The sequence below is a fragment of the Kitasatospora sp. NPDC101176 genome (assembly GCF_044768035.1).
Lineage (GTDB): Bacteria > Actinomycetota > Actinomycetes > Streptomycetales > Streptomycetaceae > Kitasatospora.
On record NZ_JBIWPA010000021.1, the window covers coordinates 116,320 to 141,637 of the forward strand.

Sequence of the window (25,318 nt, forward strand, 5' to 3'; positions counted from 1 at the left end):
CGGGGGCGGGCCGCGCCCGGGGGGGGGGGGGGCGGCGCCCCCCCCCCCCCCGGCCCCCCCGCCGGGGCCCCCGGGGGGGGGGGGGGGCCCCCCGGGGGGCCCCCCCCCCCCGGCGCCGTGGCGGGTTCGGCGTCAGCCCTCGATCGGGAGGTGCCCCGCACGGACCGCCGCGACGAAGGCCCGCCAGGAGGCGGCGGGGAAGGTGAGGACCGGGCCGTGCGGGTCCTTGGAGTCACGCACTGGGACGGCGCCGGGGAGGAATCCGGGGGCTACCTCGATGCAGCTGCCGCCGTTGGTTCCGCTGTAGCTGCTCTTCCGCCAAGCGGCTGCGGCGAGCTTCTTGTTCATCATCCCTGAATCCCTCCAGCGCCTCAGCGATCAACCGGAGCGAGTCGCCTTCTGACAGGCATTCGCCGCGGAGCCGATCATAGCGACGCTGATGCCTGGCCACGTTGGCAGATTCATCGCTCAGATGCCCTCGATCAAGGCTCTCCGAATAGATCATTCGCTGCCCTCCTGGCAGCTCCAGCAACACCATAGCCGCGTCGATGACTGTCTGCCGATTCGAAAACGGCGCCACGTGGATGACGATGTTCCGAAGTTGGGAGACCTTCAACAGGTGCTCCATCTGACATCTCATCACCCCAGGACCACCTACAACCGCACGGATGGCACTCTCATCGAGGATTACCAGCAACAGCGGCCCATCGGGCATGAGGAAGCGACTCTGTCGGCTGAGTCGAGCCCGGGTAAGCTCCTCGATCTCCCCTGAGTCGCCTGCCGCGTCTCCGGCGGCGAACAACGCCCTCGCGTACTGCCAGCACTGCAACAGGCCGTAGATCACACCGTCTTGGTACGCCCGCAACCCGACGGAGACGGCCTCCAGATCCACATACTCCTGAAACCAGTCCGGGTGCTCGATCGAGGCGCTCCAGTCGACCCGGCCGTACAGCCGCAGCAGCAGATCGCCGGTGCCCAGCAGCTTTTCCAGGTCCTCGACTTCCTCGATCGACGGCTTACGCCTGCCGCTCTCGGTCCGGGAGATCACCGTCCGGTCGACGTGCAGGAGCTTGCCGAGTTCCTCTTGCGTGTAGCCCGCCGACTCGCGTGCGAAGCGGATCTCCTCGCCGAACATGATCGCGGAGCTCGCAGTCGTCCCACGCTTGATCTTCCGATGTGCCACCACTGCCCCCAGTTGTGCGCTGCCCGCCCCGCACGGCGATTTGGTCGTCACCGTAACCCCGCCAACCGATGATTGATACCGGAACGCGATCATCTGCATGCATAGCGTGATTGCGCGCTCCCCTCCCGCTCCCCTCCGCCCCCGAGGTGCCTCGCCATGCCCACAACGTGCCCCCACCCCAACAGCCGCCCCCGTCCCCGCGCCTTCGCCGCCCGGCTGGACTCCCGTGCCGGCTCGGCGCCGGTGGCCCGGCAGTTGCTGCGCGCCTACCTCTCGGCGCTGCCCGCCGGCGACCGCTACGCCGACGTCGCCGAGCTCCTCCTCGGCGAGCTCTTCGCCAACGCCGTCCAGCACTCCGACGCCCCGGCCGACCGGCTGATCGAGGTGCGCTTCGCCCTCGTCAACGGCCTCCTCCGCCTGGAGGTCCACGACGCCGGCGGCGGACGCCCCTCGCTCCACTCCCCGGTGCTCGAGGACGAGCGCGGGCGCGGCCTCTTCCTCGTCGCGCAGCTCGCGGAGCGCTGGGGGTGCTGTCCCCGCGCGGGCGGGGTCGGCAAGTTCGTCTGGGCGCTGATCGCCCCGGCCCTCCCCCTCGCCGTCACCGCCGCCGACACCACCCTCACCGCCCTCGCCGTCTGAAAGCCCCCCACCACCATGCGACTTGCCGCCACCGCCCGCCATCTGCTCGACGCCGGCGCCACGCCCGCCGAGGCCTACGCCGAGCTGGCCCGCCGCACCCGGGAGCCGTTGCGCTCCGCCCGCGCGGTCTGCTCCGCCCTCGACATCCCGGCCGCCGAGGTGAACCGTCGCCTCGACGACTGCTTCGACGCCCTGCTCGCCGGCGCCCGCCCGGGCCGCGAGGCGGACACCGGTGAACTCCTCGAAGCCCTGGGCGTGTTCGACGTCCCCAAGCCGCTGGACCCGCGCGGCCGGGCCGTCGTCGACCTCTTCCTCGCCGCGATCGACGCGCTGGGCGGGATCCGCGCGGGCCACCGGCACGGGCTGGCCCGCTGGTTCGTCACCGGCAACCTGGCGGCCGCCTACCTCTCCCTCGCGGCCACCGATCCCCACCCCTCCACCGGCGACCCGGCCCACTACTGGGCCTCCCTCGTCACCGCCGGGGAGCTGCTCCGGGCCGCCGACGCCCCGGACCCGCGGGTCGGGCCCGCCCTGGCCCGCTGCCGGGAACGCGCGAGGGCCGCCACTGCTGCCACCGCCGCTCCCGCCGGGTGATGGCCTACTGGGCGAACGCCCGTGCACCACCCGACTGTTGGGGGAATCCGTGTTCCGCAGCGACCACCCGCACGACCGCCACGACCGCCACGTCCCCACCGACCGCGAGACGGCCGAGGAGTGGGGTGGGCGGATCGCCGTCCTCCGTGACCCGCCGCCCGGGTGGTTCGCCCTCCTGGGGCGCCAGAGCAGCGACGGCCACCTCTGCCACCTCGACCTGAACTACCACCTGGGCCGCGAGCTCGTGGCGATCGTGCAGACCTCCCGGCCCGTCCCGGAGCACCATCGGGTGAAGTCCTCCACGACCCCGGAGAGCCAGCTCTCGAACTTCCTCGGCAACTCCGAGCGCCTCGACCCGAGCGTCGGCCCGGCCCCGATCGACGCGCCGCCCACGCCCGGGCTGGTCCGCCTCGACGGCGAGGCCGTCCCCGTCGAGGTCCAGCACAGCCTGGGCTGCCTGAGCGCCCTGGTCCCCAAACTCCCCGGCCAGCAGGGCTACGTGATCGTCACCGCGCCGGCCGAGCACTGGGCGGCCGTCAGCGACCTCGTCCTCCGACGGCCGGCGGCGGGCTGAGTTCACCCCAAGGTGGGGTTTGGCTCAACGAACCACCACCCGGGTGCCGAGAACCCATCGGGGTGGCGGCGCTGAGGGCCGCCACCCCGCTCCTCTTCGGCGGCAGAAGTTTTTTTCTCCGGGACCGATGAGTTCGGGCGGAGGCGGCGGTCAAACCTGAGAAAGCCCACGCCAGCCGACCGGGGAGACCTGAGATGTCCAACACCACCACTGCCACCGCCACCGCCACCGCGACCCCCACCCGGCCCGGCAAGGCCGTGGTCCGGACGGTCTGGACGCTGCGGATCCTGCTCGCGCTCTTCTTCGCCCTGGCCAGTGCGCTGCCCAAGCTGCTCGCGCTGCCCGCCGCCACGACCGTCTTCGACGCCATCGGCACGGGCCACTGGTTCATGTACCTGACCGGGCTGGTGGAGCTGGCCGGAGCCGTCGGCCTGCTGGTGCGCCGGCTCGCCGGCCCGGCCGCGAGCGCGCTGATCCTCTTCCTGGCCTGCGCGTTCGTCACCCAGCTCACCGCGATGCACGGCGAGAACGCCGGGACCCCGTTCCTGTTCATGGTGCCGCTGGCCGTGATCGCCTGGAACCGGCGCGCCGAGACCGCCGCACTGCTCGGCCGCCGGCGCTGACCGGCCGGGCGACCCGCACCGGCCCGGGAGCCCCCGGCCGGGGCGCCCCGACGTCGAACGGGTCCGGGACGGCCGCCGGTCAGTCCTCCCGCCCCTCCTCCCGCCCGCGGAAGGCCCGCCGGTAGTCGCGCGGGGCGACGCCGACCCGGGCCGTGAAGACCGGGCGCAGGGAGACCGCGGAGCCGAAGCCGCAGCGGGTGGCGACGGTGTCCACGGGCAGGTCGGTCTCCTCCAGCAGGCGCTGGGCCGTGAGGACGCGCTGGTCGAGCAGCCAGCGCAGCGGGGTGGTGCCGGTGGCGGCGGTGAAACGGCGCGCGAAGGTGCGTTCGGACATCAGGGCCGTGGCGGCCATCCGGCGGACCGTCCACGGAGTGTCCAGTGCGGCGAGGACCTCGGCGCGGGCCCGGGCGAGCGGGTCGTCGGCGGGCTCGTCGGGGACGGGCGTGGGGATGAACTGCGCCTGGCCGCCGGCCCGGAAGGGCGCGGTGACCATGGTGCGGGCGATCGTGGCGGCGGCCCGCTGGCCGTGCGCGGCGCGGACCAGGTGCAGGCAGAGGTCGATGCCCGCCGCGACGCCCGCGGAGGTCCAGAGGCCGTCGCCGCCCGTGAAGAGCACCTCGGGGCGGACGGTCACCGCCGGGTGGCGGCGGGCGAGTTCGGGAGCGTGCGCCCAGTGGGTGGTGGCCTCCCGGCCGTCCAGCAGTCCGGCCTCGGCGAGCACGAAGGCGCCCGCGCACAGCGAGGCGATCGGGATGCCGGCGGCGCGGACGGCCCGCAGGGCGGCGTGCACGGCGGGGTCGCGGGTCGCGGCCGGGTCCTCGATGCCGGGGACGACGACCAGGTCGCAGTCCACCAGCGCCGCCAGGCCTGCGTCCGGGACCCGTTCGAGCCCTCCGCCGAGCCGCACCCGGGCACCGTCCGGGCCACAGACGCGCAGGTCGAAGGCCGGGAGGCCGGGCCGGGCGGACCGGTTGGCCCACACCTCCCCGATCACCGCGTAGTCGAAGGCCCGCACCCCGTCGAAGATCAGGCAACCCACCGTTCGCATGGCAGGAATCTATCGATGGATGGCATCCGCTCCCCTCACCGGCCCCCGGCACCGGACCGCACGATGGACGCATGACGAACACCGACGCCTTCGACGCCCCGCTCGCCCTCGACCCCGACGCCGTCCTGCTCCTGATCGACGTCCAGAAGGGCTTCGAGGACGAGGACTCCTGGGGCCCGCGCGACAACCCGCAGGCCGAGCAGCGGATCGCCGACCTGATCGCCGCCTGGCAGGCCACCGGCCGTCCGATCGTCACGGTGCAGCACGGCTCCTCCTCCGGACCGCTGGCACCGGGGACGCCCGGCTACGAGCTGAAGGACTTCGTCGCGGAGGTCACGCCCGCACTGCACGTCACCAAGACCGTGAACAGCGCCTTCTACGGCACCCCCGACCTGCACGCCTGGCTGCAGGAGCGCGGCGCCCGCCAGGTGGTGGTCACCGGGATCATCACCAACGTGTGCTGCGAGACCACCGCCCGGATGGCCGGCAACCTCGGCTACGACGCGGTCTTCCCCGCCGACGCCATGCACGCCTTCGACCTGACCGGGCCCGACGGCACGACCGTCCCCGCCGCCGAACTCGCCCGCGCCACGGCGACGGTGCTGCACGCGATGCGCTTCGCCAAGGTGGTGACCACGGAGGCCGTCCTCACCGCGGCCAAGACCTGACACCGGGGCGCACGGTCCCCCGGGCGCACGATCCTCGGGCGCGCGGCCCCACGGGCGCAGGGTCCGGGGCGCACGATCCCCGGAGACCGGGCGGGCTCAGGACCGGAGCGACCAGGAGGCCTCAGGCCCGGAACAGCGGCGCGTAGGCGGTGCCCTCCTCGGCGTTGAGCAGGACGTACCCGCTCCCCAGGCCGGTCGCCACCTCCCGCAGCCGGGCCAACGCCGCCGCCTCCGAGGGGACTCCGAGACCGAGGGCGGCTGCTGCCGCGTCCCGGTCGGCGAGCAGGCCGGGCTCGTCCTCCAGGTACTCCTCGGCGGCCTCCGCGCTCTCCTCCGCGGTCAGCCGCGGGCAGTCCCGCCACCACGGCACGGCCAGCAGCAGCCGGACCAGCTCCGGCAGGCCGACGGCCAGCAGCGCCGCACCGCCCTCGGAGTCGGCGTACAGCACGGGGCGTTCCTCGCCGCCCTCGCCGCAGAGGAAGAAGGTACCGCCCGCGCCGTCCTTGCCCACCGGCTCCAGGGCCTCGCCCGAGGCGAGCACGACCTCCTCGACGTGCGGGTAGTGCCGGAGGTCGAAGTCGCCCGGCCAGAGCAGGTAGTCGAGGGCGGCCGGATTGGCGCGGATCGCGTCGAGCAGCGGCGTGGTGGTCGGCATGGCGGCCACCCTACGGGCCGGCGGCGACACTCAGGCGGCCAGCCGCTCGGCCAGGTACGCCTCCCAGGTGCGGTGGCCGAGTTCGGCCCCGGCCAGGGTGAGGTTGTCCCCGGCGCGGTAGGCGCGGCCGAGCCTGCCCGGCACCCGCAGACGCAGGTGGCGGCGGCTGCGGCCCTGTGCCTCCAGGTAGCCGCGGGTCAGCTCGCCCATCTCGTACACCGTCGGACCGGCCAGGTCGGGGACCATCCCGGCGGGCGCGTCCAGTGCCAGCTCGACCAGCCGGGCCGCGACCTCCCGGACGTCCACGGGCTGCCACCGGACGCCGCCGGGGGCCGGGACGAGCGGCAGCTTCGCCATCTTCTCGACCACGGTGAACGCCAGGTCGTGGAACTGCGCCGCCCGCAGGACGGTGTACGGCAGGCCCGAACCGGCCACCGCCTCCTCGGCCGCGTGCTTGGCCCGGAAGTAGCCGAGCGGGATCCGGTCGGCGGCGATCACCGAGATGTACACCAGGTGCCCCACCCCGGCCCGCCGGGCGGCCTCGACCAGGATGCGGGTGGCGGCGTCGTCGCCCTTGGGGCCGCCGGCCAGGTGCAGCACGGTGTGCACGCCGGCCAGCGCCTCGTCCAGGCCGGCCGCGGCGGCGGCCGGATCACCGAGCAGGTCGCAGCGCACGTACGTCACGCCGTCGGCGGGCTCGCGGTCGTGCCGGCTGAGGACCCGGACCTCCCGACCGGCCGCGCGCAGCAGCGGCACGACCTGGCGGCCGAGGGTGCCGGTGCCACCGGTCACCAGGACGGGGGTCCCGTTCGCCGGGGTGCCGTTCGCCGGGGTGCCGTTCGCCGGGGTGCCCGCGTTGGGGTTCTTCGTCACGATCGTCTCCGATTCGTCCCGGGCGGGGAGTTGATCTCCGCGCCGCAGCCGTTGTTGGGTGGCTCCTGCTGTACTGACCCACGGCGACGAAGGAATGTGACACGGGTGGACGGAAAATCTTCCGCACAGGATCCGGCCGGGCTCTTCGAGGCCCACCGGCCCAGACTGCGGGCCGTGGCGTACCGGATGCTCGGCTCGATCAGCGAGGCCGAGGACGCCGTCCAGGAGACCTGGCTGCGGTACGACCGCACCGACACCGGGGACGTCGCGAACCTCGCCGGCTGGCTGACCACCGTCGTGTCCCGGGTGTGCCTGAACCTGCTGCGCGAGCGGGCGCACCGCCGTGAGGAGCCGCTGGAACCCGGCGGCTCCGACCAGGTGCGGATCCCGGACCCGCTGCTGCGGCGCGAGGGCGTGGTCGACCCGGAGCAGGAGGTGATGCTCGCGGACTCGGTCGGGCTGGCGCTGATGGTGGTGATGGAGTCGCTGTCCCCCGCCGAGCGGGTCGCCTTCGTCCTGCACGACATGTTCTCGGTGCCGTTCGAGGAGATCGCCCCGCTGATCGAGCGGACCTCGGCCGCGACCCGCCAGCTGGCCAGCCGGGCCCGCCGCCGGGTGCAGGGGCAGGCGCCGGCGCCCGATCCCGACCTGGGCCGGCAGCGGGTCGCGGTGGACGCGTTCTACGCCGCCGCCCGCAACGGTGACCTGAACGCGCTGCTGGCCGTGCTCGATCCGGACGTGGTGCTGCGCTCGGACGGCGGTGCGGGCGTGCGGGTCCGGCAGACGGTGGTGCTCTCGGGTGCGGCCGAGGTGGCGGGGCAGGCCGTCCTGTGGGGCACGCTGTCGCCGTTCGCGCGTCCCGCGCTGGTCAACGGCGTCGCGGGCGCGGTGGTGATCGACGACGGCGGCCGGACGATCTCCGTCATGGCGTTCACCGTGGTGGACGGCGCGATCGCCGCGATCGACGTGCTCACCGACCCGGACCGGCTGGCGCTGCTGGACGTCACGGCCTTCCGGGGCTGAGGGGCGCGCTTCCGGGGCCGAGGGGGCGCGACGCGGCCGGCGGCGGGGGCTCTCCCCGGCCGCCGGCCGCTCCGGGCCGCGGTCGGCGGGTGTCCACACCTCGGTCGGACCGGCCGGAGGACTTGATCACGACGGGCGGTCCGGGCCAGGATCTCCCCCGGTTGGATCACAACGGGGGGAGCCGTGATGTCCGAGGACCGGTCGGTCAGTCGTGGGCTGAGACAGCGTCACATCGCCATGATCGCGCTGGGCGGGGCGATCGGAGCCGGGCTGTTCGTCGGCTCCGGCGTCGGCATCGCCGCAGCGGGGCCCGGGATCGTGCTGTCGTACGTCGTGGCCGGGGTGCTCACCGTCCTGGTCATGCGGATGCTCGGCGAGATGTCCGCCGCCCACCCCGGCTCCGGGTCGTTCTCCGCGCACGCCACCCGCGCCTGGGGGCCCTGGGCCGGGCTGCTGGCCGGCTGGATGTACTGGGCGCTGCTGGTGGTGAGCGTGGCCGCGGAGGCGATCGGGGCGTCCCGGATCGTGGCGGGATGGCTGCCCCAGGTGCCGGCCTGGGTGTGGGTGGCGGCGTTCATGGCGCTGTTCACCGGGACGAACCTGGCGGGCGTGCGGCACTTCGGCGAGCTGGAGTTCTGGTTCGCCGGTGTGAAGGCGGCCTCGATCTGCGCGTTCATCCTGCTCGGCGCCGCCGCCGTGCTCACCGGCCGGGCCCCGGCCGCGGAGCACCTGGGCGCTCACGGCGGCCTGCTGCCGCACGGCTGGCACGGGGTCGCGGTGGGCACGATCGCGGCGGTGTTCGCGTACGGCGGGCTGGAGACGGTGACGATCGCCGCCGCCGAGTGCGCGGATCCGGTGGCCGCGGTGCGCCGGGCGGTGCGCACGGTGCTGTGGCGGGTGGCGCTGTTCTACGTCGGCTCGATGGCGGTGATCGTCGCCGTGGTGCCCTGGGACGACCCGGCGGTCGCGGCCGGTCCGTACGCGGCGGCGATCGGCCGGATCGGGGTGCCGGGCGCGGCGCAGCTGATGAACGCCGTGGTGCTGGTGGCCCTGCTGTCCGCGATGAACGCCAACATCTACGGCTCCTCGCGGATGCTGCATGCCCTCGCCGCCCGCGGCGACGCCCCGCGCCTGCTGACCGGCCGCGGCCGGGCGGCCGCCCCCGGCGGTGCCCCGGACGGCGTCACCGGCGGCAGTGGCGCCCCGACCGGCACCAGCCGTGCCGTGCTCGCCTCGGCCGCGTTCGGCTTCGCCTCGGTGGTGCTCAGCCTGCTGTGGCCGCGGACCGTCTTCCCGTTCCTGCTGAACTCGATCGGGACGGCGATCCTGGTGGTCTGGATCCTGATCGCCGCCTCCCACCTGCGGCTGCACGGCCGGCGGCGACGCCCCGGGGGGCCCGAGCAGGAGCGCGGGCCCGAGCGGGGCGGGCCCGGGCCGGCGGCCCCGATGCGGGGCTTCCCGTACCTGGGATACCTGGCGCTGGCGGCGATGGCCGGGGTGCTGGTGTTCATGCTGGTGGACCCGGGCAGCCGCAGCCAGGTGCTGTGCACGGGCGCGTGGACGGCGGTGCTGCTGCTGGTGGCCGGGCTGCGGCGGCGCCGTCGCGGGCCGGGCGCCGCTGCGGACGCCCTTCCGGAGACTGGGCCGGCCGCCGCTCAGGACGCCCGTCCGGAGGCCGGCACGGCCGCCGCTCAGGACGCCCGGACCTCCGCCGTCGCCGCGGTCACCGCTCCCGGGCGTAGCGGGCCAGGAACAGGTCGACCCCGGAGCTGATCATCCGGTGCATCCCGGCCTCGTCCAGGTCGGCCTCCGGGCGGAACGTCCGCACCAGCTGCGGCACGCCCACCGTGCAGGCGACCAGCTGCTGCACGGCCAGCACCGGATCCTCCACGGCGAGCACGCCGCGGCGGTCCAGTTCGGCGAAGGCCTCGATCAGCGGGCCGTTGTTCATGTCGTAGCTGACCCGGTACCAGAGCTGGCCCAGCTGCGGGAAGCGGTCGATCTCGCCGATCACCAGCCGGCGCAGCGACATGATGTCGGGGCGCAGCAGGATGCGGGTCCAGTCGAGGGTGAGCGTGATCAGCGCGGAGCGCAGGTCGTCGGCCTCGGCGATGGTGGAGTTCCACGGCTTGAGGTCCTCGTAGGTGGTCGGCAGTATGCCGCCGATCACCGCGAGGAAGAGCCGCTCCTTGTTGCCGAAGTGCTTGTAGATGGTCGCCTTGGAGACGCCGGAGCGCGCGGTGATGGCGTCCATCGAGGCCGCGGAGTAGCCCTCCTTCAGGAACTCGACCAGGGCCGCGTCGATGATCGCCTGCCGCTTGCGCTGGGCGGCGTCGACCGGGCTCGGGATGATCGGGATGCCGAACTCGTCGATCGGCCCGGGGTTGTCGGCGGCCATCGGGGTTCTCCTCGGGGTGCTCGGGGGGAGACGGTACGGGCCAGTATAGGAAACTGAACCGTTCGGTCGGATCGCGCGGCGGGGCCCGGCGGGGTGCCGACGGAGCGCGTTCCGCCTCGCCGACGCACCCGCCCGCGGCCGGCGCCGCGACCGGTCAGTGCACCAGTGAGGCGAAGTGCGGGCCCAGCCCGGCGATCCGCTCGCCGAACTCCGCCAGGCGCGGGGCGAGTGCCGCCAGCTGCGGGCCGAGCGCCGCGCCGAGCAGGAACACCAGGTTGAACAGCCCGATCGCCTCCGGCCGCCGGGGCGGCGCGACGGCCTCGGCCGCGGCGCCGGTCAGGACGCCCTGGCCGCCAGCGTTGACGCAGGCGCTGGCGCCCGCACCCAGCAGCACCAGCGGCGCCCAGGGGCTGGACGCGGCGAGGGCGAGCGCGGCGAACGAGCCACCGAGCAGCAGGCCGGCGGTGCGCCGCAGGCCCAGCCGGGGCGCGGCGCGCACCAGCGACCAGGAGAGCAGTGCGCCGGTCAGGGTGGCGAGCGAGCCGACGGCCCCGGTCTGGACGGCGCTCCAGCCGGTCAGCGCGGCGGCCCGGCGCGGGGCGCCGTAGACCAGGCCGAAGTTGACGGTCGCCAGGACGAGCATCACGCCGGCGACGGCCCGGAAGCGCGGCACCGCCAGGGCGTCCAGGCCGAGGAAGCCGCGACCCGCGGGCCCGTCGGCCGCTGTGGCACCGCCCCGCGACCCCGGGGCCGGCGCCGGATCCGCCACCCGGTCCGTCACCGCCCCGGCGCACGCGCGCAGCGCGGCCGGCAGCACCGCCAGGGTCAGCACCGGGAGCACCAGGCAGGCCCGCCAGCCCAGCCCGGCCGCCACCGCCGCACCGATGAACAGCCCGGCGGTGCCGCCCGCCGCGCTGCCGATCGCGACGAGCCCGGAGGCCCGCCCGTCCGGCCGGCGCGCGGCCAGCTGGAAGGCGGCCACGTTGAACCCGGCCGCGCCGACCGCCTGCAGTGCGCGCCCCGCGACCAGCGGGCCGAGCTCCGCCCCGGCGGCCAGCGTGACCAGCACGCCGAGCAGCAGCGCCGCCGCGGAGGCGAGCAGCAGCGCCCGCGGGCCGCGCCGACCGGCGGTGCCGGTGAGCAGCGGGGTGCCGAGCATCATGCCGAGGCCGTAGCCGCTCATCAGCCAGGACGCGGAGTCGAGGCCGGTGTGCAGTTCGCGCGCGACGGCGGGCAGGACGAGGCTCGGACTGGAGAGCCCGGCGGCCCCGGGTGCGGCGACCGCCGCGAGCAGCAGGCCGGTCCGGAGCGACCCCCGTACGCCCCGGCCGGCGCTGCCCGCCGACGGCTCCGCCGGGGGCGCGCCCGCCCCGGCCGCCGTGTCCAGCACTCCCGGGCTCATTCCGGGATCCTCCCGAACTTGCCGTTCGAGAAGTCGATTTGGGCCTGCCGGAGCTCGGCCGCGGTGTTCATCACGAACGGGCCGCCGCGGGCCACCGGCTCGCCGATCGGCTCGCCGGCCAGGACCAGCACCTCGGCCGGGCCGCCCGGCGCGGCGACGGCGATCCGCTCGCCGTCGTGCGCCAGCACCGCGAGCTGACCGTCCGCCAGCGGCGCGTCGGGCAGTTCGACGGCGCCGGAGAGCACGTAGACGGCGGCGTTGTGGCCCGCCGGCACGGTGAACTCGACCTGCCCGCCCGCGGGCAGCACGGCGTGCGCGAGCAGGACCGGCAGGTGGGTCTCGAACGGCCCGGCCACGCCGTGGCTGCGGCCCGCGATCACCTTGACCGCGCTGCCGTCCCCGGTGCGCACCACCGGGATGGTGTCGGGCCCCTGGTTCTGGCTGCGGGCCGGGAGGTCCTTCAGCCGGGCGGGCAGGTTCACCCAGATCTGGAGCATGTGCTGGCGGCCGCCGCGGGCGAGCAGGTCGGCGGTCGGCTCGTTGGAGTGCACGATGCCGGCGCCGGCGGTGAGCCACTCGACCTCGCCGGCGACGCTGGTGCCGCGCCGGCCGGTCGAGTCCGCCCAGTCCATCGAGCCCTCGATGAGGTAGGAGACCGCCTCGAAGCCGCGGTGCGGGTGGGCGGGGGCGCCCTTGGCCTCGCCGGGGGCGAGCAGCAGCGGGCCGGTCTGGTCGACCATCAGGAACGGGTCCAGCATCGGGAGCTCGGCCACCGGGAACGGGCGGCGGACGGGGAAGCCGGCGCCCTCGAAGGTGTGCACGGGATCGATGACGGTGGTGGTCGAGCGGACGGGGGCGGCCTGGGCCGCGGCGAGCTGAGTCGTCGTCATGCCCAAGACTGAACTACACGATTCAGTTCATAGTCAAGACTGAACCGTCTGGTTGACGCACTGAACTGAACCGTTTAGATTTCTCGGCGTCGGAACGACCGCCGGCCCGACTCCCGCCCCGCACCGGGCGGTCCGGCCGGCCGTCCGTGCCACCACCCACATCCACCCGCAAGGAGCACCGCCATGACCGCGTCCAAGGTCTTCGCCCTCTCCGGCTCGCTGCGCGCCGACTCGCACAACACCGCACTCCTGCGCGCCGCCCAGGCGTTCGACCCGGCCGGCATGGAGATCGAGATCTACGACGGCCTGCGCGAGATACCCCCGTACGACTACGACCTGGACCACCCCGGCCTGCGCCCGGCCGTCGTCGAGGAGCTGCGCCGGGCGGTCGCCGCCGCGGACGGCCTGCTCGTCGCCACCCCGGAGTTCAACTACTCCGTCCCCGGCGTCCTCAAGAACGCCCTGGACTGGCTGAGCACCGACTGGAGCCGGACCGAGGGCGTCCCGCTGCGCCACAAGCCCACCGCGATCATGGGCGCCGCGCCGGGCAGCTTCGGCTCCGTCCGTGCCCAGCTGGCGCTGCGCCAGGTCTTCCTCTGCACCGACAGCGACGTGGTGGCCAAGCCCGAACTCGTCGCCTTCCGCTCCCACGAGCGCTTCGACGGCGAGGGCACCCTCGTCGACGAGGGCACCATCGGCATCCTCAAGGACCTGCTGACCGCCCTGCAGGACAAGATCGACGCCGCCCGCGCCTGACGCCCCTCCCCCGGCCCCTCCGGCACCCCGCCCCGGCTCGCCCCGGCCCGGCCCCGCGCCCGCCCCGGCCTGCCCCGGCTCCGAGGACCCGCCCCGGCTCGCCCCGGCCCGGCCCTGCGCCCCGCCCCGGCCTGCCCCGGCCCGGCACCCGCACCCGCACCCGCACCCGCGTCCACGGCCTGCACCCGCACCCCGAAACCCACCGCCCCCACGCGGCACGAAGCCCGCCGAGCAAGCGCTCGGCGGGCTTCGTCACGCCTCCCGCACCGGTCCGGTCGGGCGGCCGGGGCGGCGCGGTGTCACCGGTCACCGCGCCACCGCGGATTCCGCACCGGCTGGTACGTCACCGGCTGGAACGTCACCAGCCCTGCGCGGCGACCCAGTCGGCGAGGTGGCGGGCGCAGACGTCGACGGACTCGCGCCAGCTGTGCGCCGCGCCCTCGCCGGCCTCGTCACTGACGTGCTTGACCAGGCGCACCGGCAGGCCGGCACGGTGGGCGACCACGGCGACGGCGTAACCCTCCATGTCGACCAGGTCGGCGTGCTCGGCCAGCCGGGCGCGGGCCGCCGGGTCGGAGACGAAGAGGTCGCCGGTGGCCAGCACCGGCCCCTGGCCCCGGCCCACCACCAGCGGGGCGCCGTAGGTGCGCCCGGTGAGCTCGTACAGGGCGGGGGTGTCGAGGTCGTGCTGGATCACCTGGACCACGTGGTGGGTGCCCTCCCAACCGGGGCGCAGCGCGCCGGCGGTGCCCAGGTTGACCACCTCGGACGGCCGCTCGCCCTGCGCGAGGACGGTGGCCAGCGCCGAGGTGGCGTTGATCTTCCCGATGCCGGTGAGCAGGACGGGCAGCCGGCCGTCCAGGTGGGCGGCCTCCTCGCGGACGGCGACGACGAGCAGCGGGCGGTCGGGCGAGATCGTTCCAAGCAGGCGCATGCGCCCATCGTACGGAGAGCGTCCGGCCCGCAGCGGGAGCGCGCACCCGGGCGGCCCCCGGCGCTCCGGACCGCCCGGGGAACCGCACGGGGTGCGTCCGGCGTCGGACGGTACGCCGCCCGCCCCGCGCGGCCGCCGAGGCGCCCGGGGCGGCACCGCGGCGAAGCCTCGAACCGTGCACCGCAAACTCAAGATCGGCGCAAGTCGGGTGTGGCCGGGGGGAGTCACGGCCATACTGCTGGCATCGGCCGCGCCCGGATGACGGGCCGGCCCCAGGGGAGGGTGAGGCGGGTGGCGACACCAGGAGGTACCGGCGCACCGGGCGCCGCGGTCCGGACACGGCCGAACGGTCCACCGGGCGCCACGGCGTCCAGACCCGGCGGTGCGCCCGCGCGCCGCCCCGCCGCGGGCCCGCCCGCACCGCGCGGGCTGCGGGGGCGGCTCGCGCGGGCGACCCGGACGGCCCCGGGCCGGCTGCGGCTGGCCGGCGCGGTGCTCGCCGCGTTGACGGTGGCCTTCGGCGCGCTGACGGCCTGGCAGCTGGAGACCCGGGCGCAGGCCGCCCAGCGGGTGGTCTCCTACAGCCAGCCGCTGAGCCAGGCCGCCGCCGACATCCACCGCTCGCTGGCCGACGCCGACACCACCGCGGCCACCGGCTTCCTGCTGGCCGGCGCCGAGCCGAAGGCCGTCCGGGACCGCTACGAGCAGGACCTCGCCACGGCCGCCAAGCTGATCGCCGACGCCGCCGCCCGGACCACCGCGACCTCCCCCGCACAGGGCTCGCTCGCCCGGATCAACCAACAACTCCCGTTCTACTCCGGCCTGGTGGAGAGCGCCCGGACGAACAACCGGCAGGGCTTCCCGCTCGGCGGCGCCTACCTGCGGTACGCCTCCGAGCAGATGCAGACCCAGCTGCTGCCGGCCGCCGCCGAACTGACCACCATCGAGAACGGCGAACTGGCCGCCGACTACGCCGAGGCCAAGGCGGTGCCGTGGGGGGCGTACGTCCTGGCGCTGCTCACCCTCGCCGCCCTGGTCTGGGTGCAGCTGACGCTGTTCCGCCGCACCAACCGGGTCTTCAACCCCGGCCTGCTCGGCGCCACCGCCGCCGTCCTGGCCGGCGCGCTCTGGCTCACCGTCACCGGCCTGACCGCCAGCGCGGCGCTCAAGCAGAGCGACCGCGAGGGCGCGACCCCGCTGCGCGCGCTCAACGCCGCCCGGGTGGACGTGCTGACCGCCCGGCTCGCCGAGAACCTGAACTTCGTCGCCCGCGGCTCCACCACCAGGTACACCGACCAGTGGCTCAAGACCACCCAGCACCTGTCCGCCAGTGCGCCCGCCGACACCCCGGTGGACCAGCTGGTCGGCACGCTGCCGGAGGCCTTCCGGCTGGCGCCGCCGCAGGCCCGGTCGCTGGTCGCCGACGCCCGCGCGCAGTACGCCGTCTGGGACGAGCGGCACACCTCCGCGCGGAAGGCGGAGGTCGACCGGGCCGACTACCAGGGCGCCCTGGACGCGACCGTCTCGGCCGTCGGCGCCACCACCACCGCCGACGCCGCCTTCAACGGCACCGACCAGGCGCTCGCCAAGGCGGCCGACGCCGAGCAGGAGCGGTTCCTGGCGTCCGCGAAGGGCGTCGACGGGGACCTGCGCACCACGGCCGTCGCCGTCGCGGTGCTGGGCCTGGTCGCCGCGGCCGCCGCGCTGCGGGGCCTGGGCCGACGACTGGCCGAGTACCGGTAGAGGGGGGACGACAGATGCGCAAGAGGACCCGAACGGGCCGGCCGGCCGCCGTGCTGGCGCTGCTCGCCGCCGGTGCGGCCGTGCTCGGCGGGGGCGGCCCGTCCGGCGCCGCGCCCGTCGCCGCCGGCGCGCCGCAGACCGTGCGGCAGGACCAGCGGACAACGCAGGACCAGGCCGACTGCGACGTGTACAAGAGCGTGCCGCCGAGCACCGAGGACGGCCCGGCGGTGAAGGCGATCAAGGCCCGGCGCAGCCTGGTCATCGGTGTGGACCAGAACAGCTACCGCTGGGGCGCCCGCAACCCGAACACCGGCCAGATCGAGGGCTTCGACATCGACCTCGCCCGGGCGATCGGCACCGCCGTCATGGGCGACGCCGACAAGGTGGTGCTCAAGCCGGTGGCGACCGCGGACCGGGTCGACGCCGTCCAGAAGGGCCGGGTCGACCTGATCGTCCGCACCATGACGATCAACTGCAAGCGGATGGAGGACGTCGCCTTCTCCAAGCCGTACTTCAGCATCACCCAGCGGGTGCTGGTGCCGAAGGCCTCCCCGGCGAAGAACGTCGACGACGCGGTCAAGGACCGGACGGTCTGCGCCGCCAAGGGCTCGACGGCCTGGAACGTCCTGGACGGCAAGAAGACCGCCAGGCAGGTCGTCACCGTCGAGAACCAGCTGGACTGCCTGGTCCTGATGCAGCTCGGCAAGGTCGACGCCACCATGACCGACGACGGTCTGGCGGCCGGCCAGGCCGCCCAGGACCAGACCGTGCGGATCGTGGACGGCGAGGCGCAGCCCGAGGTGATCGGCGTCGCGATGCTCAAGACCAGCCCCGACCTGACCGCCCGGGTCAACCAGGTGCTGGCCGACTACTACGCGAGCGGCGCCTGGCGCAGCTCGTACGACCGCTGGCTCAAGCCCTACATGGTCAACGACGCCGACCACTACTGGCCGGTGGCACACTGACCGGCCCGCGGGCGGGCGGCGGGCGGGGCGGGGCCGGCACCACCGACGCCCCGCGCCCGCACCCGCCGCGGGGCCACCGGCTAGGGTTCGGGACGATCACCGCGGGGAGACCGCCGGTGGGCACGGGGGCTGTCGTGGGATCGCAGGACGGGATCGCACGCGAGGAAGGAAGGACACCGCGGTGGCGGCATCGGCTGGCCCGGTACTGAGCCGGGAGGAGGTGGACCGCGCGCTGGCGCGCCTCGGCGCGGAGCGCGACGCGGTCGAGTCCGCGCTGCTCGCCCTGCAGGACCACCCGGGCCTGCGGCTGCTCGACGGCGCCGACCTGGCCGGGCGCACCCTGGAGCAGTGGTCCGTCGCCGGCAAGGGCCTGCCGCTGCTCTGGGCGCTGTTCGACCGCTACTCGGAGGCGCTGGCCTCGGCGCGCGCCGTGCGGGCCCGCAAGGCCAAGCCCGGTGCGCCCGAACTCGCCGAGCTGAGCGAGCTGTTGACCGGCGACGCGGTGACCGTCCCGGGCGGCGCGCTGCCCGACGGCCCGCAACTGCTCGGCGCGCCCGCCCGCCTGGTCGAGCGGATCAGCCTGGACGCGCTGATGGCCCGGATGAACTCCTGGTACGCCACCGTGCTGGAGGTGGTCAGCGCCGCCGACGCGGTCTGGTCGGCGCTGCCGGCCCGGATCGACCTGCTGCTGGCCGAACTCCACCGGGTGCGCACGCTCGCCGCCTCGCTCGGCGTGCGGGCCGGCGGCCACCCGCTGGGCGACGACCTCGCCGGGCTGGAGGCCGACCTCACCGCGCTGCGCACCGAGGTCCGCGGCGACCCGCTGGCGCTGTGGCGCCCGGCCCGGGTGCCCGCCCAGCGCGGCACCGTACCGGAGGGCACCGCCTTCGCCACGCCCGCCGGCGTGGTGGACACCGAGCGCTTCGACCGGGCCGGGCGGGCCCTGGACGGCGTGCGGCTGGAGCTGGAGGACCTGCTGCGGCTGCGCGACGACGCCGAGGAGCGCCTGCAGGGCGTCGGGGACCTCCTCCAGCGGGCCGACGCCACCCTGGCCGAGGCCCGCCGGGCGCGCGGCGAGGTGCTGGCGAAGATCGCCGCCAGCGACGTCCCGGCGGTGCCCGGCCCGGCCTCGGCCCTGCGGGAACGGATCGTGACGGCCCTGGAGCTGCGCCAGGCCGGGCAGTGGGGCCGGCTGGCGCCGCTGCTGGACGCGCTGGAGGACGCCGCGGCCAAGGAGCTCGGCCGCGCCCGGCAGGCGCTCACCGAGGTGACCCAGCCGCTGGCCGTCCGCGCCGAACTGCGCGGCCGGCTGGACGCCTACAAGGCGATGGCGGCCCGGCTGCGGGTCTCCGAGGACCCGGAAGTGATCGAGCACTACGAGAAGGCGCGCTGGCTGCTCTGGAGCGCGCCCTGCGACCTGCGGGCGGCGGCCGCCGCGGTGGCCCGCTTCCAGCAGTCGCTGCGGCCGGCACAGGCCGGGGCCGCACCGGAGACGGCCGGCCCGACGCCGGTCGACGGACAGGTACAGGGGGGCTGAGGTTGATGGGCGGGACGTGCGTACGGCCGGAGTGCTCCGGCGACGGCAGGATCGACGAGGACGGCTACTGCGACGAGTGCGGGCTCGCCCCGGCGGGCGGCGGCACCCTGCCCCCGGTGGCGGCCCCGGCCGCCCCGGCCGTGGCCGGCCCCGGCTCGCCCTGCCCGCGGGACTGCCCCGGCGGCATCGACGCCGACGGCTACTGCGACGAGTGCGGCCTGACCCCGCCCGCCGGCGACACCGGCGCCACCCGGCCCCACCTGCCCTCCGCCCGGGTCTCCGCCGACTCGGGGCGCAGCGGCTCGGTCCGCTCGGTCTCCTCCCGCACCGGATCGGCCCGTTCGATGTCCGGCCGCTCCCGCTCGCACCGCTCGACCCGCACCGGCAGCAGCCGCTCGGTCTCGGTGCGCAGCACCCGCGCCAGCGGCAGCGCCGGCACCCGCAACCGGCTGGGCGCCGGCCTGGTCACCGTGCCGACGGTGGAGACGGCCGACCCGTCGCAGGCGGTGCTGGAGAACCCGCAGGTGCCGGAGCGCAAGCGGTTCTGCTCCAAGTGCGAGTCCCCGGTGGGCCGGGAGAAGGGCGGCCGGCCGGGCCGGCCGGACGGCTTCTGCACCAAGTGCGGCACCCCGTACTCGTTCACGCCCAAGCTGCGCCGGGGGGACCTGGTCGGCGGGCAGTACGAGGTGGTGGGCTGCCTGGCGCACGGCGGGCTCGGCTGGATCTACCTGGCGGTGGACCGGCGGGTCAACGACAAGTGGGTGGTGCTGAAGGGCCTGCTGGACACCGGGGACGAGGACGCGCTGGCCGCGGCCGTCGCCGAGCGGCGCTTCCTGGCCGAGGTGGACCACCCGAACATCGTCCGGATCATCAACTTCGCCGAGCACCCGGACCTGCGCACCGGCTCCACCGACGGCTACATCGTGATGGAGTACGTCGGCGGCAAGTCGCTCAAGGACATCGCCAACGACCGCCGCACCGCGGACGACCGGCGCGAGCCGCTGCCCGTCGAGCAGGCGATCGCGTACGCCCTGGAGGCGCTGCCGGCGCTCGGCTACCTGCACGGCCGGGGCCTGGTCTACTGCGACTTCAAGATCGACAACGTGATCCAGAGCGGCGACACGCTGAAGATCATCGACATGGGCGCCGTCCGCCGCTTCGACGACGAGGGCCCGATCTACGGCACCGTCGGCTACCAGGCCCCGGAGATCGCCACCGACGGCCCCTCCCCCGCCTCCGACCTCTACACCGTCGCCCGCACCCTCGCGGTGCTCACCTTCGACTTCCAGGGCTACACCGGGCGGTTCCGCGACACCCTGCCCGGCCCCGAGGACGTCGAGGTCTTCGCCCGCTACGAGTCCTACTACCGCTTCCTGGTCCGCGCCACCGACCCGGACCCGGCCCGCCGGTTCTCCTCCGCCGAGGAGATGGCCGACCAGCTCACCGGCGTGCTGCGCGAGATCCTGGCCCTCCAGGACGAGCGCCCCCGACCGGCCCAGTCCACCCTCTTCGGGCCCGAACTGCGCGTCGTCGACACCGAACTGGTGATGCCCACCGAGCAGGCCGGGCAACTCCTGGTGACCGCCCTCGACCCGGCCGCCGCCGCCCTCGCCCTGCCCGTCCCCCGGGTCGACCCGGACGACCCCAACGCCGGCTTCCTCGCCACCCTGCTGGCCACCGACCCCGAGGAGGCGCTCACCGCCCTGGCCGGCGCGCCCGCCTTCTCCGTCGAGAGCCGACTGCGCGAACTGCGCGCCCAGCTCGAACTCGGCCGCCACCGCGAGGCCACCGCCGCCCTCGGCGCCCTGGAGAACGACCACCCCGACGACTGGCGGGTGGTCTGGTACCGCGGGCTGGTCGCCCTGGTCGCCTCGGTCGACGGGGACGGCGACGGCACGCGCGGGAACCCCGCGGACCTACGGGCCGCCGCGGAGGCCTTCGACGCGGTGTACGACGCCTTCCCCGGCGAGGCCGCACCCAAGCTGGCCCTGGCCGTCTGCGCCGAACTGCTCGGCGACGGCGGCGACGCGGCCGAGTTCTACCGGCTGGTGTGGACCACCGACCAGGCCTACCTGAGCGCCGCGTTCGGGCTCGCCCGGGTCCGCCTGGCCGAGGACGACCGACCCGGCGCCGTCCGGGCCCTGGAGTCCGTCCCCGCCACCTCCAGCCAGTACACCGCCGCCCGGATCGCCGCCGTCCGCGCCCGCCTGCGCGAACGGCCCGCCACCGACCCGCTGGCCACCGACCTCGGCGCCAGCTCCGCGCAGCTCACCGCGCTGCGGCTGGACGACCGGCGCCGCGAGGAGCTCTCCGTCGAACTGTTCGGGGCGGCCCTCGGCTGGGTCACCGCGGGCTCGACCGGTGCCGCCCAGGCCGGCGCCCCCACGGTGCTCGGACGTCCCGCGGTGGAGCGGGAACTGCGGTTCGCCCTGGAACAGTCATACCGGGTACTCGCCCGGTTGGCCGACCGGACCGAGACCAGGATCGAGATGGTGGAGCGGGCCAACCGCGCCCGCCCCAGGACGTGGGTGTAGCCGATGCCACAGCAGACCGTGTGCCCGAGCTGTTCCGAGCCGATGGAGCCGGAGGACGCCTTCTGCGGCGCCTGCGGGGCCGGCCGGGACGGCCGGCCCGCCCCGGGCGCACTGCCCGCGAGCTGGACCGCCGCCCCGGGCGAGACCGTCCCGCCGCAGCACGGGCCGGGCTGCGCGCACTGCGGCAGGCCGCAGGTCACCCCCGACGGCTACTGCGAGGCCTGCGGCCGGGCCCAGCCGCGCCCGCGCGACCACATGGAGAAGTCGCTGGGCGGCGTCGCCGGGGTCAGCGACCGCGGCGTGCGCCACCACCGCAACGAGGACTCCTTCACCGTCGCCGCGACGTCGCTGCCCGGCGGCGAGCCCGTCGTGGTCGCCGTGGTGTGCGACGGCGTGTCCTCCTCCGACCGCCCCGACGAGGCCTCCGAGACCGCCGTCGACGCCGCCTCCGAATCGCTGCTGACCTCCCTGGAGGCCGGCCGCGAACCCACCGCCGCGATGCGCCAGGCCATCGCCGACGCCGCCCGGGCCGTCGCCGACCTCGCCGCGGACGGCGCCGGGCCCGCCCGGCCCGACCTCAACGCGCCGGCCTGCACCTACGTCAGCGCGATAGCGTCCGGCGGCCGGATCACCATCGGCTGGGTCGGCGACACCCGGGCCTACTGGATCCCGGACGACCGCGCCGCCGCCGAGCCGTTCCGGCTCACCCAGGACGACTCCTGGGCGGCCCGGATGGTCGAGGCCGGGCTGATGGGCGAGGCCGAGGCCTACGCCGACCCGCGCGCCCACGCCATCACCGGCTGGCTCGGCGCGGACGCCGAGGAGGTCGTCCCGCACACCCTCGACTTCACCCCGCACGTCCCCGGGGTGCTGCTGATCTGCACCGACGGCCTGTGGAACTACGCCGAGGCCGCCACCGACCTGGCGTACTACGTCCGGCCGGACGCCCGCACCGAACCCCTCGCGGCGGCCCAGACCCTGGTGAAGTTCGCGGTCGCCGCCGGCGGCCACGACAACATCACCGTCGCCGTCCTGCCGATCGACCCGCCGGCCCGCGCGGTCGGCGACGACGAGGACGAGCGGACGGCCACCGCCCTCGACCTGCCCGTGGTCGTCCCGCGGGGCGCCCCGGCCGGCGAGGACGAGGAGGACCACGATCCGACCCTGCCCGACCTCCCGGTGATCGGCTCCCCCGCCGCCCCGCTGCCGCCGACCCCGCCCGCACCCCCGGCGGTCCCCCCGGCCGCACCCGCCGCTCCGGCGGCCCCGGTCGTCCCGCCCCAGCCGCCGCACCCGCCGACGGCCTGACGGAACGCCGCGTCGGCCGCCCGGGCCCCCCCCCCCCGGGGGGGCCCCCCCGGGGGGCCCCCCCGCCCCCCGCCCCCCCCCCCCCCCCCCCCCCCCCCCCCCCCCCGGGGGGGGCGGGGGGCGCGGGGGGGGGGGCCCCCCCCCGGGGGGGGGGGCCCCGCGGCGCCCGACCGCACGGACCGGTCCGCACCGACCCGCACTGCACCGCCCCGCACCAAGCCGCACGGACCTGCACCGACCACCTGACGGGAGCCACCGGCCCATGGCAACACTGGCGAAGCCGAACCTGCCCAGGTTCGACGTGGACATCTTCCAGAACGAGTACCTCGCCGACGGCGCCCGCGAGGTCAACGCCATCGTCACCGTCACCGCGACCGGCGGCGGCACCTCCGGCGGCCGCCCGCTCGGCCTCTCGGACGCGGCCCAGCAGGGCGCCGACGCCGCCGCGGCCGTGGTGATCCTGGTCGACTGCTCGGGCTCGATGGACTACCCCAAGACCAAGATCAACGGGGCCCGGGAGGCCACCGCCGCCGCCATCGACGCGCTGCGCGACGGCACCGCCTTCGCCGTGGTCGCCGGCACCCACGAGGCCCGCGACATCTACCCGGGCGACGGCACCCTCGCGACCGCCTCCGCCGACACCCGGGGCCGCGCCAAGGAGGCCCTGCGCCGCCTCACCGCGGCCGGCGGCACCGCCATGGGCAGCTGGCTCGCCAAGGCCGACCAGCTCTTCCTGACCCGCCGCGACATCACCATCCGGCACGCCGTCCTGCTCACCGACGGCAACAACGAGCACGAGTCCGCGGCCGACCTGGAGCGCACCATCGAGCGGGTCGGCGGCCACTTCACCGCCGACTGCCGCGGCGTCGGCACCGACTGGCGGATCGACGAGCTGCGCAAGATCTCCTCCGCGCTGCTGGGCACCGTCGACATCGTCGCCGAACCGTCCGGCCTGGCCGAGGACTTCCGCTCGATGATGGCCGGCGCCATGGGCAAGCAGGTCGCCGACGTCGCGCTGCGGATCTGGACCCCGGCCAACGCCACCGTCAGGTTCGTCAAGCAGGTCGCCCCCAGCGTCGAGGACCTCACCGCCCGGCGCGCCGAGGCCGGCCCCCGGGCCGGGGACTACCCCACCGGCTCCTGGGGCGACGAGAGCCGCGACTACCACGTCTGCGTCGAGGTCCCGGCCGCCTCGGTCGGCAACGAGATGCTCGCCGCGCGGATCAGCCTGGTGCTGCCCCCGCAGGTCGGCGGCGGCACCCCCGAGGTGCTCTCGCAGGGGCTCGTCAAGGCGGTCTGGACGGACGACCTGGCCTCCTCCACCCGGATCAGCCCGCAGGTCGCCCACTACACCGGGCAGGCCGAGCTCGCCTCCTCCATCCAGGAGGGCCTGGAGGCCCACCGGGCCGGGGACGTCGACACCGCGACCGCCAAGCTGGGCGCCGCCGTCCGGATCGCGCACGCGACCGGGAACGAGGGCACCTACAAACTGCTGCAGAAGGTGGTCGACGTGGTCGACCCGAAGGAGGGTACCGTTCGGTTCCGTAAGAACGTGAGCGAGGCCGACTCGATGACCCTTGAGACCCGGTCGACCAAGACGGTGCGTGTGAAGAAGTGACCGCTGAAGACGTGACCGGGCCGACGACCCGGTGCGACGCCGCCCCAAGCCGGCTCGATGTGAGGGGGAACTGATGCCGATCTGCCCGAGGGGCCATGAGTCGCAGGCCGAGGACTGGTGCGACTTCTGCGGCTTTCCGATGACTCCGCCCGCCCCGGCGCCCGGGGCCCATCCGGGGGCGCACGGGGCCCACCCCGCGCCCGGAGCCCCCGCCGGGCACCCGGAGCACGGCGGGACGCCCTACGGCGCCCCGCTGCCGCCCCCGCCCGCACCGCCGGGGGCCCACCCGCAGCCCGGCGCCTACCCGCCGCCGCCCGCGCAGGGCTTCCCGGACCTCACCGAGGGCCTGGTGGTCTGCCCGATCTGCCGCAGCCCGCAGACCGGGCGGTTCTGCGAGGAGTGCGGGTACGACTACGAGCTCTCCACGCCCTCGCGCCGCCAGCCCCCGGCGGCCGGCGTCCCCGCGCCGGGCCCGGCCCAGCCCCCGCCGCTGAACATCCCGGCGGCGTACGGCGGCGCCCCGCAGCCGGGCGCGCCCCAGCACGGCCAGCCCCAGCACGGCGCGCCGCAGCACGGTGCCCCTCAGCACGCCCAGCCCCAGCACGGCGCGCCCCAGCACGGCCACCCGCAGCCGGCGCCCCTCCCGCAGCAGCTCCAGCCGCAGCAGCCGCAGGCCCCCGTGCCCGCGCACACCTACGGCTACCCGCCGCCCGAGGGCGCGTTCCCCGAGGCCCCGGCCCGCGAGGACTCCGGCCCGGTCTACGCCCAGCCGCCCGGCCAGAACGGGCAGGCCGGCGGGGACTTCCGCACCTCGTTCCACCTCGCCCCGCCGCAGCCCCAGCCGGAGGCCGCCCCGGCGGAGCCGGTCCGGGCCAACTGGATCGCGGTGGTCTCGGCCGACCGCGACTACTTCACCGACATGATGGCCCGCAGCGGTCCCGAGGCGGCCGGCCTGTTCTTCCCCCCGTACTGCCCGGAGCGCCGCGTCCCGCTGACCGGCCGCGGCCAGCTGCGGATCGGCCGGCGCAGCCAGCACCGCGGGACGGTCCCGGAGATCGACCTGTCGGTGCCGCCGGAGGACCCGGGCGCCTCGCACCAGCACGCGCTGCTGGCCGAACAGGCGGACGGCAGCTGGGTGCTGGTGGACCAGGACTCCACCAACGGCACCACCGTGAACGGCGGTGCGGAGCCGATCACCCCGCACACCGCCGTCCCGCTCAACGACGGCGACCGGATCCACGTCGGCGCCTGGACGACCATCACGGTGCACCGCGCCTGACGCCGGGCCCGACCGGGCCGGACGGACCACCGCGTCCGTCCGGCCCGACGCGTTTCCCGGCCTCAGCAAAATGA

Annotated in this window: 24 protein-coding genes; 15 read left to right on the forward strand and 9 right to left on the reverse strand. The window is 75.6% G+C overall.

All coding sequences use genetic code 11. The annotated features are described in order from the left end of the window. Positions 1-132 precede the first annotated feature (132 nt). Entirely contained in the window at positions 133-279 is a 147-nt protein-coding gene (locus tag ACIRS1_RS25895) for a DUF397 domain-containing protein (protein ID WP_402844013.1), read from the reverse strand. Continuing rightward, positions 233-1,282 carry a Scr1 family TA system antitoxin-like transcriptional regulator gene (locus ACIRS1_RS25900; RefSeq protein WP_402843953.1) on the reverse strand — a complete coding sequence of 350 codons (1,050 nt, stop codon included), beginning with the start codon at positions 1,280-1,282 and terminating at the stop codon, positions 233-235. Before ACIRS1_RS25900 ends, ACIRS1_RS25895 begins: the two co-directional genes overlap by 47 nt. Before the next feature lie 57 nt (positions 1,283-1,339). Here ACIRS1_RS25900 and ACIRS1_RS25905 point away from each other — a divergent pair, with 57 nt between their 5' ends. The 4 genes from ACIRS1_RS25905 (at position 1,340) to ACIRS1_RS25920 (ending at position 3,613) form a co-directional block, all read left to right on the forward strand. Beyond that, positions 1,340-1,822, forward strand: coding sequence for an ATP-binding protein (locus ACIRS1_RS25905; RefSeq protein ID WP_402843955.1), 483 nt, complete (start codon positions 1,340-1,342; stop codon positions 1,820-1,822). A 15-nt stretch (positions 1,823-1,837) separates the two neighbouring features. Further along, positions 1,838-2,416 carry a hypothetical protein gene (locus ACIRS1_RS25910; RefSeq protein ID WP_402843958.1) on the forward strand — a complete coding sequence of 193 codons (579 nt, stop codon included), beginning with the start codon at positions 1,838-1,840 and terminating at the stop codon, positions 2,414-2,416. Positions 2,417-2,465: 49 nt separating this feature from the next. Then, on the forward strand, positions 2,466-2,990 hold the full coding sequence (locus tag ACIRS1_RS25915; RefSeq protein ID WP_402843961.1) for a hypothetical protein: 525 nt from the start codon (positions 2,466-2,468) through the stop codon (positions 2,988-2,990). Between the two features lie 194 nt (positions 2,991-3,184). Beyond that, positions 3,185-3,613, forward strand: coding sequence for a DoxX family protein (locus tag ACIRS1_RS25920; RefSeq protein WP_402843963.1), 429 nt, complete (start codon positions 3,185-3,187; stop codon positions 3,611-3,613). Positions 3,614-3,692: 79 nt separating this feature from the next. On the opposite strand, the gene ACIRS1_RS25925 is transcribed toward ACIRS1_RS25920, so the two are convergent. After that, a complete protein-coding gene (locus tag ACIRS1_RS25925; RefSeq protein WP_360216940.1) occupies positions 3,693-4,661 on the reverse strand; it encodes a helix-turn-helix domain-containing protein in 969 nt (322 codons plus the stop codon). Positions 4,662-4,732: 71 nt separating this feature from the next. On the opposite strand from ACIRS1_RS25925, the gene ACIRS1_RS25930 reads away from it, so the two are divergent. After that, the gene (locus tag ACIRS1_RS25930; RefSeq protein WP_402843967.1) at positions 4,733-5,329 is read left to right on the forward strand and encodes a cysteine hydrolase family protein; all 597 of its coding nucleotides are present in this window, start codon (positions 4,733-4,735) and stop codon (positions 5,327-5,329) included. Between the two features lie 121 nt (positions 5,330-5,450). Here ACIRS1_RS25930 and ACIRS1_RS25935 read toward each other — a convergent pair whose 3' ends face one another. Next, the gene (locus ACIRS1_RS25935) at positions 5,451-5,984 is read right to left on the reverse strand and encodes a hypothetical protein (protein ID WP_402843970.1); all 534 of its coding nucleotides are present in this window, start codon (positions 5,982-5,984) and stop codon (positions 5,451-5,453) included. Positions 5,985-6,014: 30 nt separating this feature from the next. Further along, the gene (locus ACIRS1_RS25940) at positions 6,015-6,779 is read right to left on the reverse strand and encodes an SDR family oxidoreductase (protein WP_402844015.1); all 765 of its coding nucleotides are present in this window, start codon (positions 6,777-6,779) and stop codon (positions 6,015-6,017) included. Between the two features lie 183 nt (positions 6,780-6,962). On the opposite strand from ACIRS1_RS25940, the gene ACIRS1_RS25945 reads away from it, so the two are divergent. Next, entirely contained in the window at positions 6,963-7,880 is a 918-nt protein-coding gene (locus tag ACIRS1_RS25945; protein ID WP_360216949.1) for a sigma-70 family RNA polymerase sigma factor, read from the forward strand. A gap of 186 nt (positions 7,881-8,066) precedes the next feature. Then, the gene (locus ACIRS1_RS25950) at positions 8,067-9,653 is read left to right on the forward strand and encodes an amino acid permease (protein WP_402843973.1); all 1,587 of its coding nucleotides are present in this window, start codon (positions 8,067-8,069) and stop codon (positions 9,651-9,653) included. Here the strand turns inward: ACIRS1_RS25950 and ACIRS1_RS25955 are convergent. The 3 genes from ACIRS1_RS25955 to ACIRS1_RS25965 all read right to left on the reverse strand — a co-directional run bounded on the left by ACIRS1_RS25955 (position 9,604) and on the right by ACIRS1_RS25965 (position 12,570). After that, a complete protein-coding gene (locus ACIRS1_RS25955) occupies positions 9,604-10,278 on the reverse strand; it encodes a TetR/AcrR family transcriptional regulator (protein WP_360216955.1) in 675 nt (224 codons plus the stop codon). The two genes, ACIRS1_RS25950 and ACIRS1_RS25955, sit on opposite strands and share 50 nt — an antisense overlap. Before the next feature lie 154 nt (positions 10,279-10,432). Further along, on the reverse strand, positions 10,433-11,680 hold the full coding sequence (locus tag ACIRS1_RS25960) for an MFS transporter (protein WP_402843976.1): 1,248 nt from the start codon (positions 11,678-11,680) through the stop codon (positions 10,433-10,435). Beyond that, a complete protein-coding gene (locus ACIRS1_RS25965) occupies positions 11,677-12,570 on the reverse strand; it encodes a pirin family protein (RefSeq protein WP_396317803.1) in 894 nt (297 codons plus the stop codon). Before ACIRS1_RS25965 ends, ACIRS1_RS25960 begins: the two co-directional genes overlap by 4 nt. A gap of 183 nt (positions 12,571-12,753) precedes the next feature. Between ACIRS1_RS25965 and ACIRS1_RS25970 the strand changes: the two genes are divergently transcribed. After that, on the forward strand, positions 12,754-13,326 hold the full coding sequence (locus ACIRS1_RS25970) for an NADPH-dependent FMN reductase (protein ID WP_402843979.1): 573 nt from the start codon (positions 12,754-12,756) through the stop codon (positions 13,324-13,326). Between the two features lie 358 nt (positions 13,327-13,684). Here ACIRS1_RS25970 and ACIRS1_RS25975 read toward each other — a convergent pair whose 3' ends face one another. Then, positions 13,685-14,260 carry a nucleosidase gene (locus tag ACIRS1_RS25975; protein ID WP_360216966.1) on the reverse strand — a complete coding sequence of 192 codons (576 nt, stop codon included), beginning with the start codon at positions 14,258-14,260 and terminating at the stop codon, positions 13,685-13,687. A 492-nt stretch (positions 14,261-14,752) separates the two neighbouring features. On the opposite strand from ACIRS1_RS25975, the gene ACIRS1_RS25980 reads away from it, so the two are divergent. The 7 genes from ACIRS1_RS25980 (at position 14,753) to ACIRS1_RS26010 (ending at position 25,244) form a co-directional block, all read left to right on the forward strand. Then, positions 14,753-16,003 carry a hypothetical protein gene (locus ACIRS1_RS25980; protein WP_402843982.1) on the forward strand — a complete coding sequence of 417 codons (1,251 nt, stop codon included), beginning with the start codon at positions 14,753-14,755 and terminating at the stop codon, positions 16,001-16,003. 14 nt (positions 16,004-16,017) lie between these two features. Further along, positions 16,018-16,968, forward strand: coding sequence for a glutamate ABC transporter substrate-binding protein (locus ACIRS1_RS25985; RefSeq protein ID WP_360216972.1), 951 nt, complete (start codon positions 16,018-16,020; stop codon positions 16,966-16,968). 181 nt (positions 16,969-17,149) lie between these two features. Then, positions 17,150-18,505, forward strand: a complete 1,356-nt coding sequence (locus ACIRS1_RS25990) for a hypothetical protein (protein ID WP_360216975.1) — start codon at positions 17,150-17,152, stop codon at positions 18,503-18,505. 5 nt (positions 18,506-18,510) lie between these two features. Next, the gene (locus ACIRS1_RS25995) at positions 18,511-21,039 is read left to right on the forward strand and encodes a tetratricopeptide repeat protein (RefSeq protein WP_396317805.1); all 2,529 of its coding nucleotides are present in this window, start codon (positions 18,511-18,513) and stop codon (positions 21,037-21,039) included. A 3-nt stretch (positions 21,040-21,042) separates the two neighbouring features. Continuing rightward, positions 21,043-22,347: a protein phosphatase 2C domain-containing protein gene (locus ACIRS1_RS26000; RefSeq protein WP_360216980.1), complete on the forward strand. Its 1,305-nt coding sequence runs from the start codon at positions 21,043-21,045 to the stop codon at positions 22,345-22,347. A 262-nt stretch (positions 22,348-22,609) separates the two neighbouring features. After that, the gene (locus ACIRS1_RS26005) at positions 22,610-23,965 is read left to right on the forward strand and encodes a VWA domain-containing protein (protein ID WP_387906031.1); all 1,356 of its coding nucleotides are present in this window, start codon (positions 22,610-22,612) and stop codon (positions 23,963-23,965) included. A gap of 139 nt (positions 23,966-24,104) precedes the next feature. Continuing rightward, positions 24,105-25,244, forward strand: coding sequence for an FHA domain-containing protein (locus tag ACIRS1_RS26010; protein WP_402843987.1), 1,140 nt, complete (start codon positions 24,105-24,107; stop codon positions 25,242-25,244). Positions 25,245-25,318: the final 74 nt, after the last annotated feature.

What these genes read in the sequence shown, in the direction of transcription:
- ACIRS1_RS25950 (WP_402843973.1), top strand. Translation starts at nt 8,067, where the DNA reads ATGTCCGAGGACCGGTCGGTCAGTCGTGGGCTGAGACAGCGTCACATC.
- ACIRS1_RS26000 (WP_360216980.1), top strand. Translation starts at nt 21,043, where the DNA reads ATGCCACAGCAGACCGTGTGCCCGAGCTGTTCCGAGCCGATGGAGCCG.
- ACIRS1_RS25960 (WP_402843976.1), bottom strand. Translation starts at nt 11,680, where the DNA reads ATGAGCCCGGGAGTGCTGGACACGGCGGCCGGGGCGGGCGCGCCCCCG.
- ACIRS1_RS26005 (WP_387906031.1), top strand. Translation starts at nt 22,610, where the DNA reads ATGGCAACACTGGCGAAGCCGAACCTGCCCAGGTTCGACGTGGACATC.
- ACIRS1_RS25935 (WP_402843970.1), bottom strand. Translation starts at nt 5,984, where the DNA reads ATGCCGACCACCACGCCGCTGCTCGACGCGATCCGCGCCAATCCGGCC.
- ACIRS1_RS25925 (WP_360216940.1), bottom strand. Translation starts at nt 4,661, where the DNA reads ATGCGAACGGTGGGTTGCCTGATCTTCGACGGGGTGCGGGCCTTCGAC.
- ACIRS1_RS25970 (WP_402843979.1), top strand. Translation starts at nt 12,754, where the DNA reads ATGACCGCGTCCAAGGTCTTCGCCCTCTCCGGCTCGCTGCGCGCCGAC.
- ACIRS1_RS25975 (WP_360216966.1), bottom strand. Translation starts at nt 14,260, where the DNA reads ATGCGCCTGCTTGGAACGATCTCGCCCGACCGCCCGCTGCTCGTCGTC.
- ACIRS1_RS25910 (WP_402843958.1), top strand. Translation starts at nt 1,838, where the DNA reads ATGCGACTTGCCGCCACCGCCCGCCATCTGCTCGACGCCGGCGCCACG.
- ACIRS1_RS25965 (WP_396317803.1), bottom strand. Translation starts at nt 12,570, where the DNA reads ATGACGACGACTCAGCTCGCCGCGGCCCAGGCCGCCCCCGTCCGCTCG.
- ACIRS1_RS25920 (WP_402843963.1), top strand. Translation starts at nt 3,185, where the DNA reads ATGTCCAACACCACCACTGCCACCGCCACCGCCACCGCGACCCCCACC.
- ACIRS1_RS25905 (WP_402843955.1), top strand. Translation starts at nt 1,340, where the DNA reads ATGCCCACAACGTGCCCCCACCCCAACAGCCGCCCCCGTCCCCGCGCC.
- ACIRS1_RS25900 (WP_402843953.1), bottom strand. Translation starts at nt 1,282, where the DNA reads ATGCAGATGATCGCGTTCCGGTATCAATCATCGGTTGGCGGGGTTACG.
- ACIRS1_RS25955 (WP_360216955.1), bottom strand. Translation starts at nt 10,278, where the DNA reads ATGGCCGCCGACAACCCCGGGCCGATCGACGAGTTCGGCATCCCGATC.
- ACIRS1_RS25930 (WP_402843967.1), top strand. Translation starts at nt 4,733, where the DNA reads ATGACGAACACCGACGCCTTCGACGCCCCGCTCGCCCTCGACCCCGAC.
- ACIRS1_RS26010 (WP_402843987.1), top strand. Translation starts at nt 24,105, where the DNA reads ATGACTCCGCCCGCCCCGGCGCCCGGGGCCCATCCGGGGGCGCACGGG.
- ACIRS1_RS25995 (WP_396317805.1), top strand. Translation starts at nt 18,511, where the DNA reads ATGGGCGGGACGTGCGTACGGCCGGAGTGCTCCGGCGACGGCAGGATC.
- ACIRS1_RS25985 (WP_360216972.1), top strand. Translation starts at nt 16,018, where the DNA reads ATGCGCAAGAGGACCCGAACGGGCCGGCCGGCCGCCGTGCTGGCGCTG.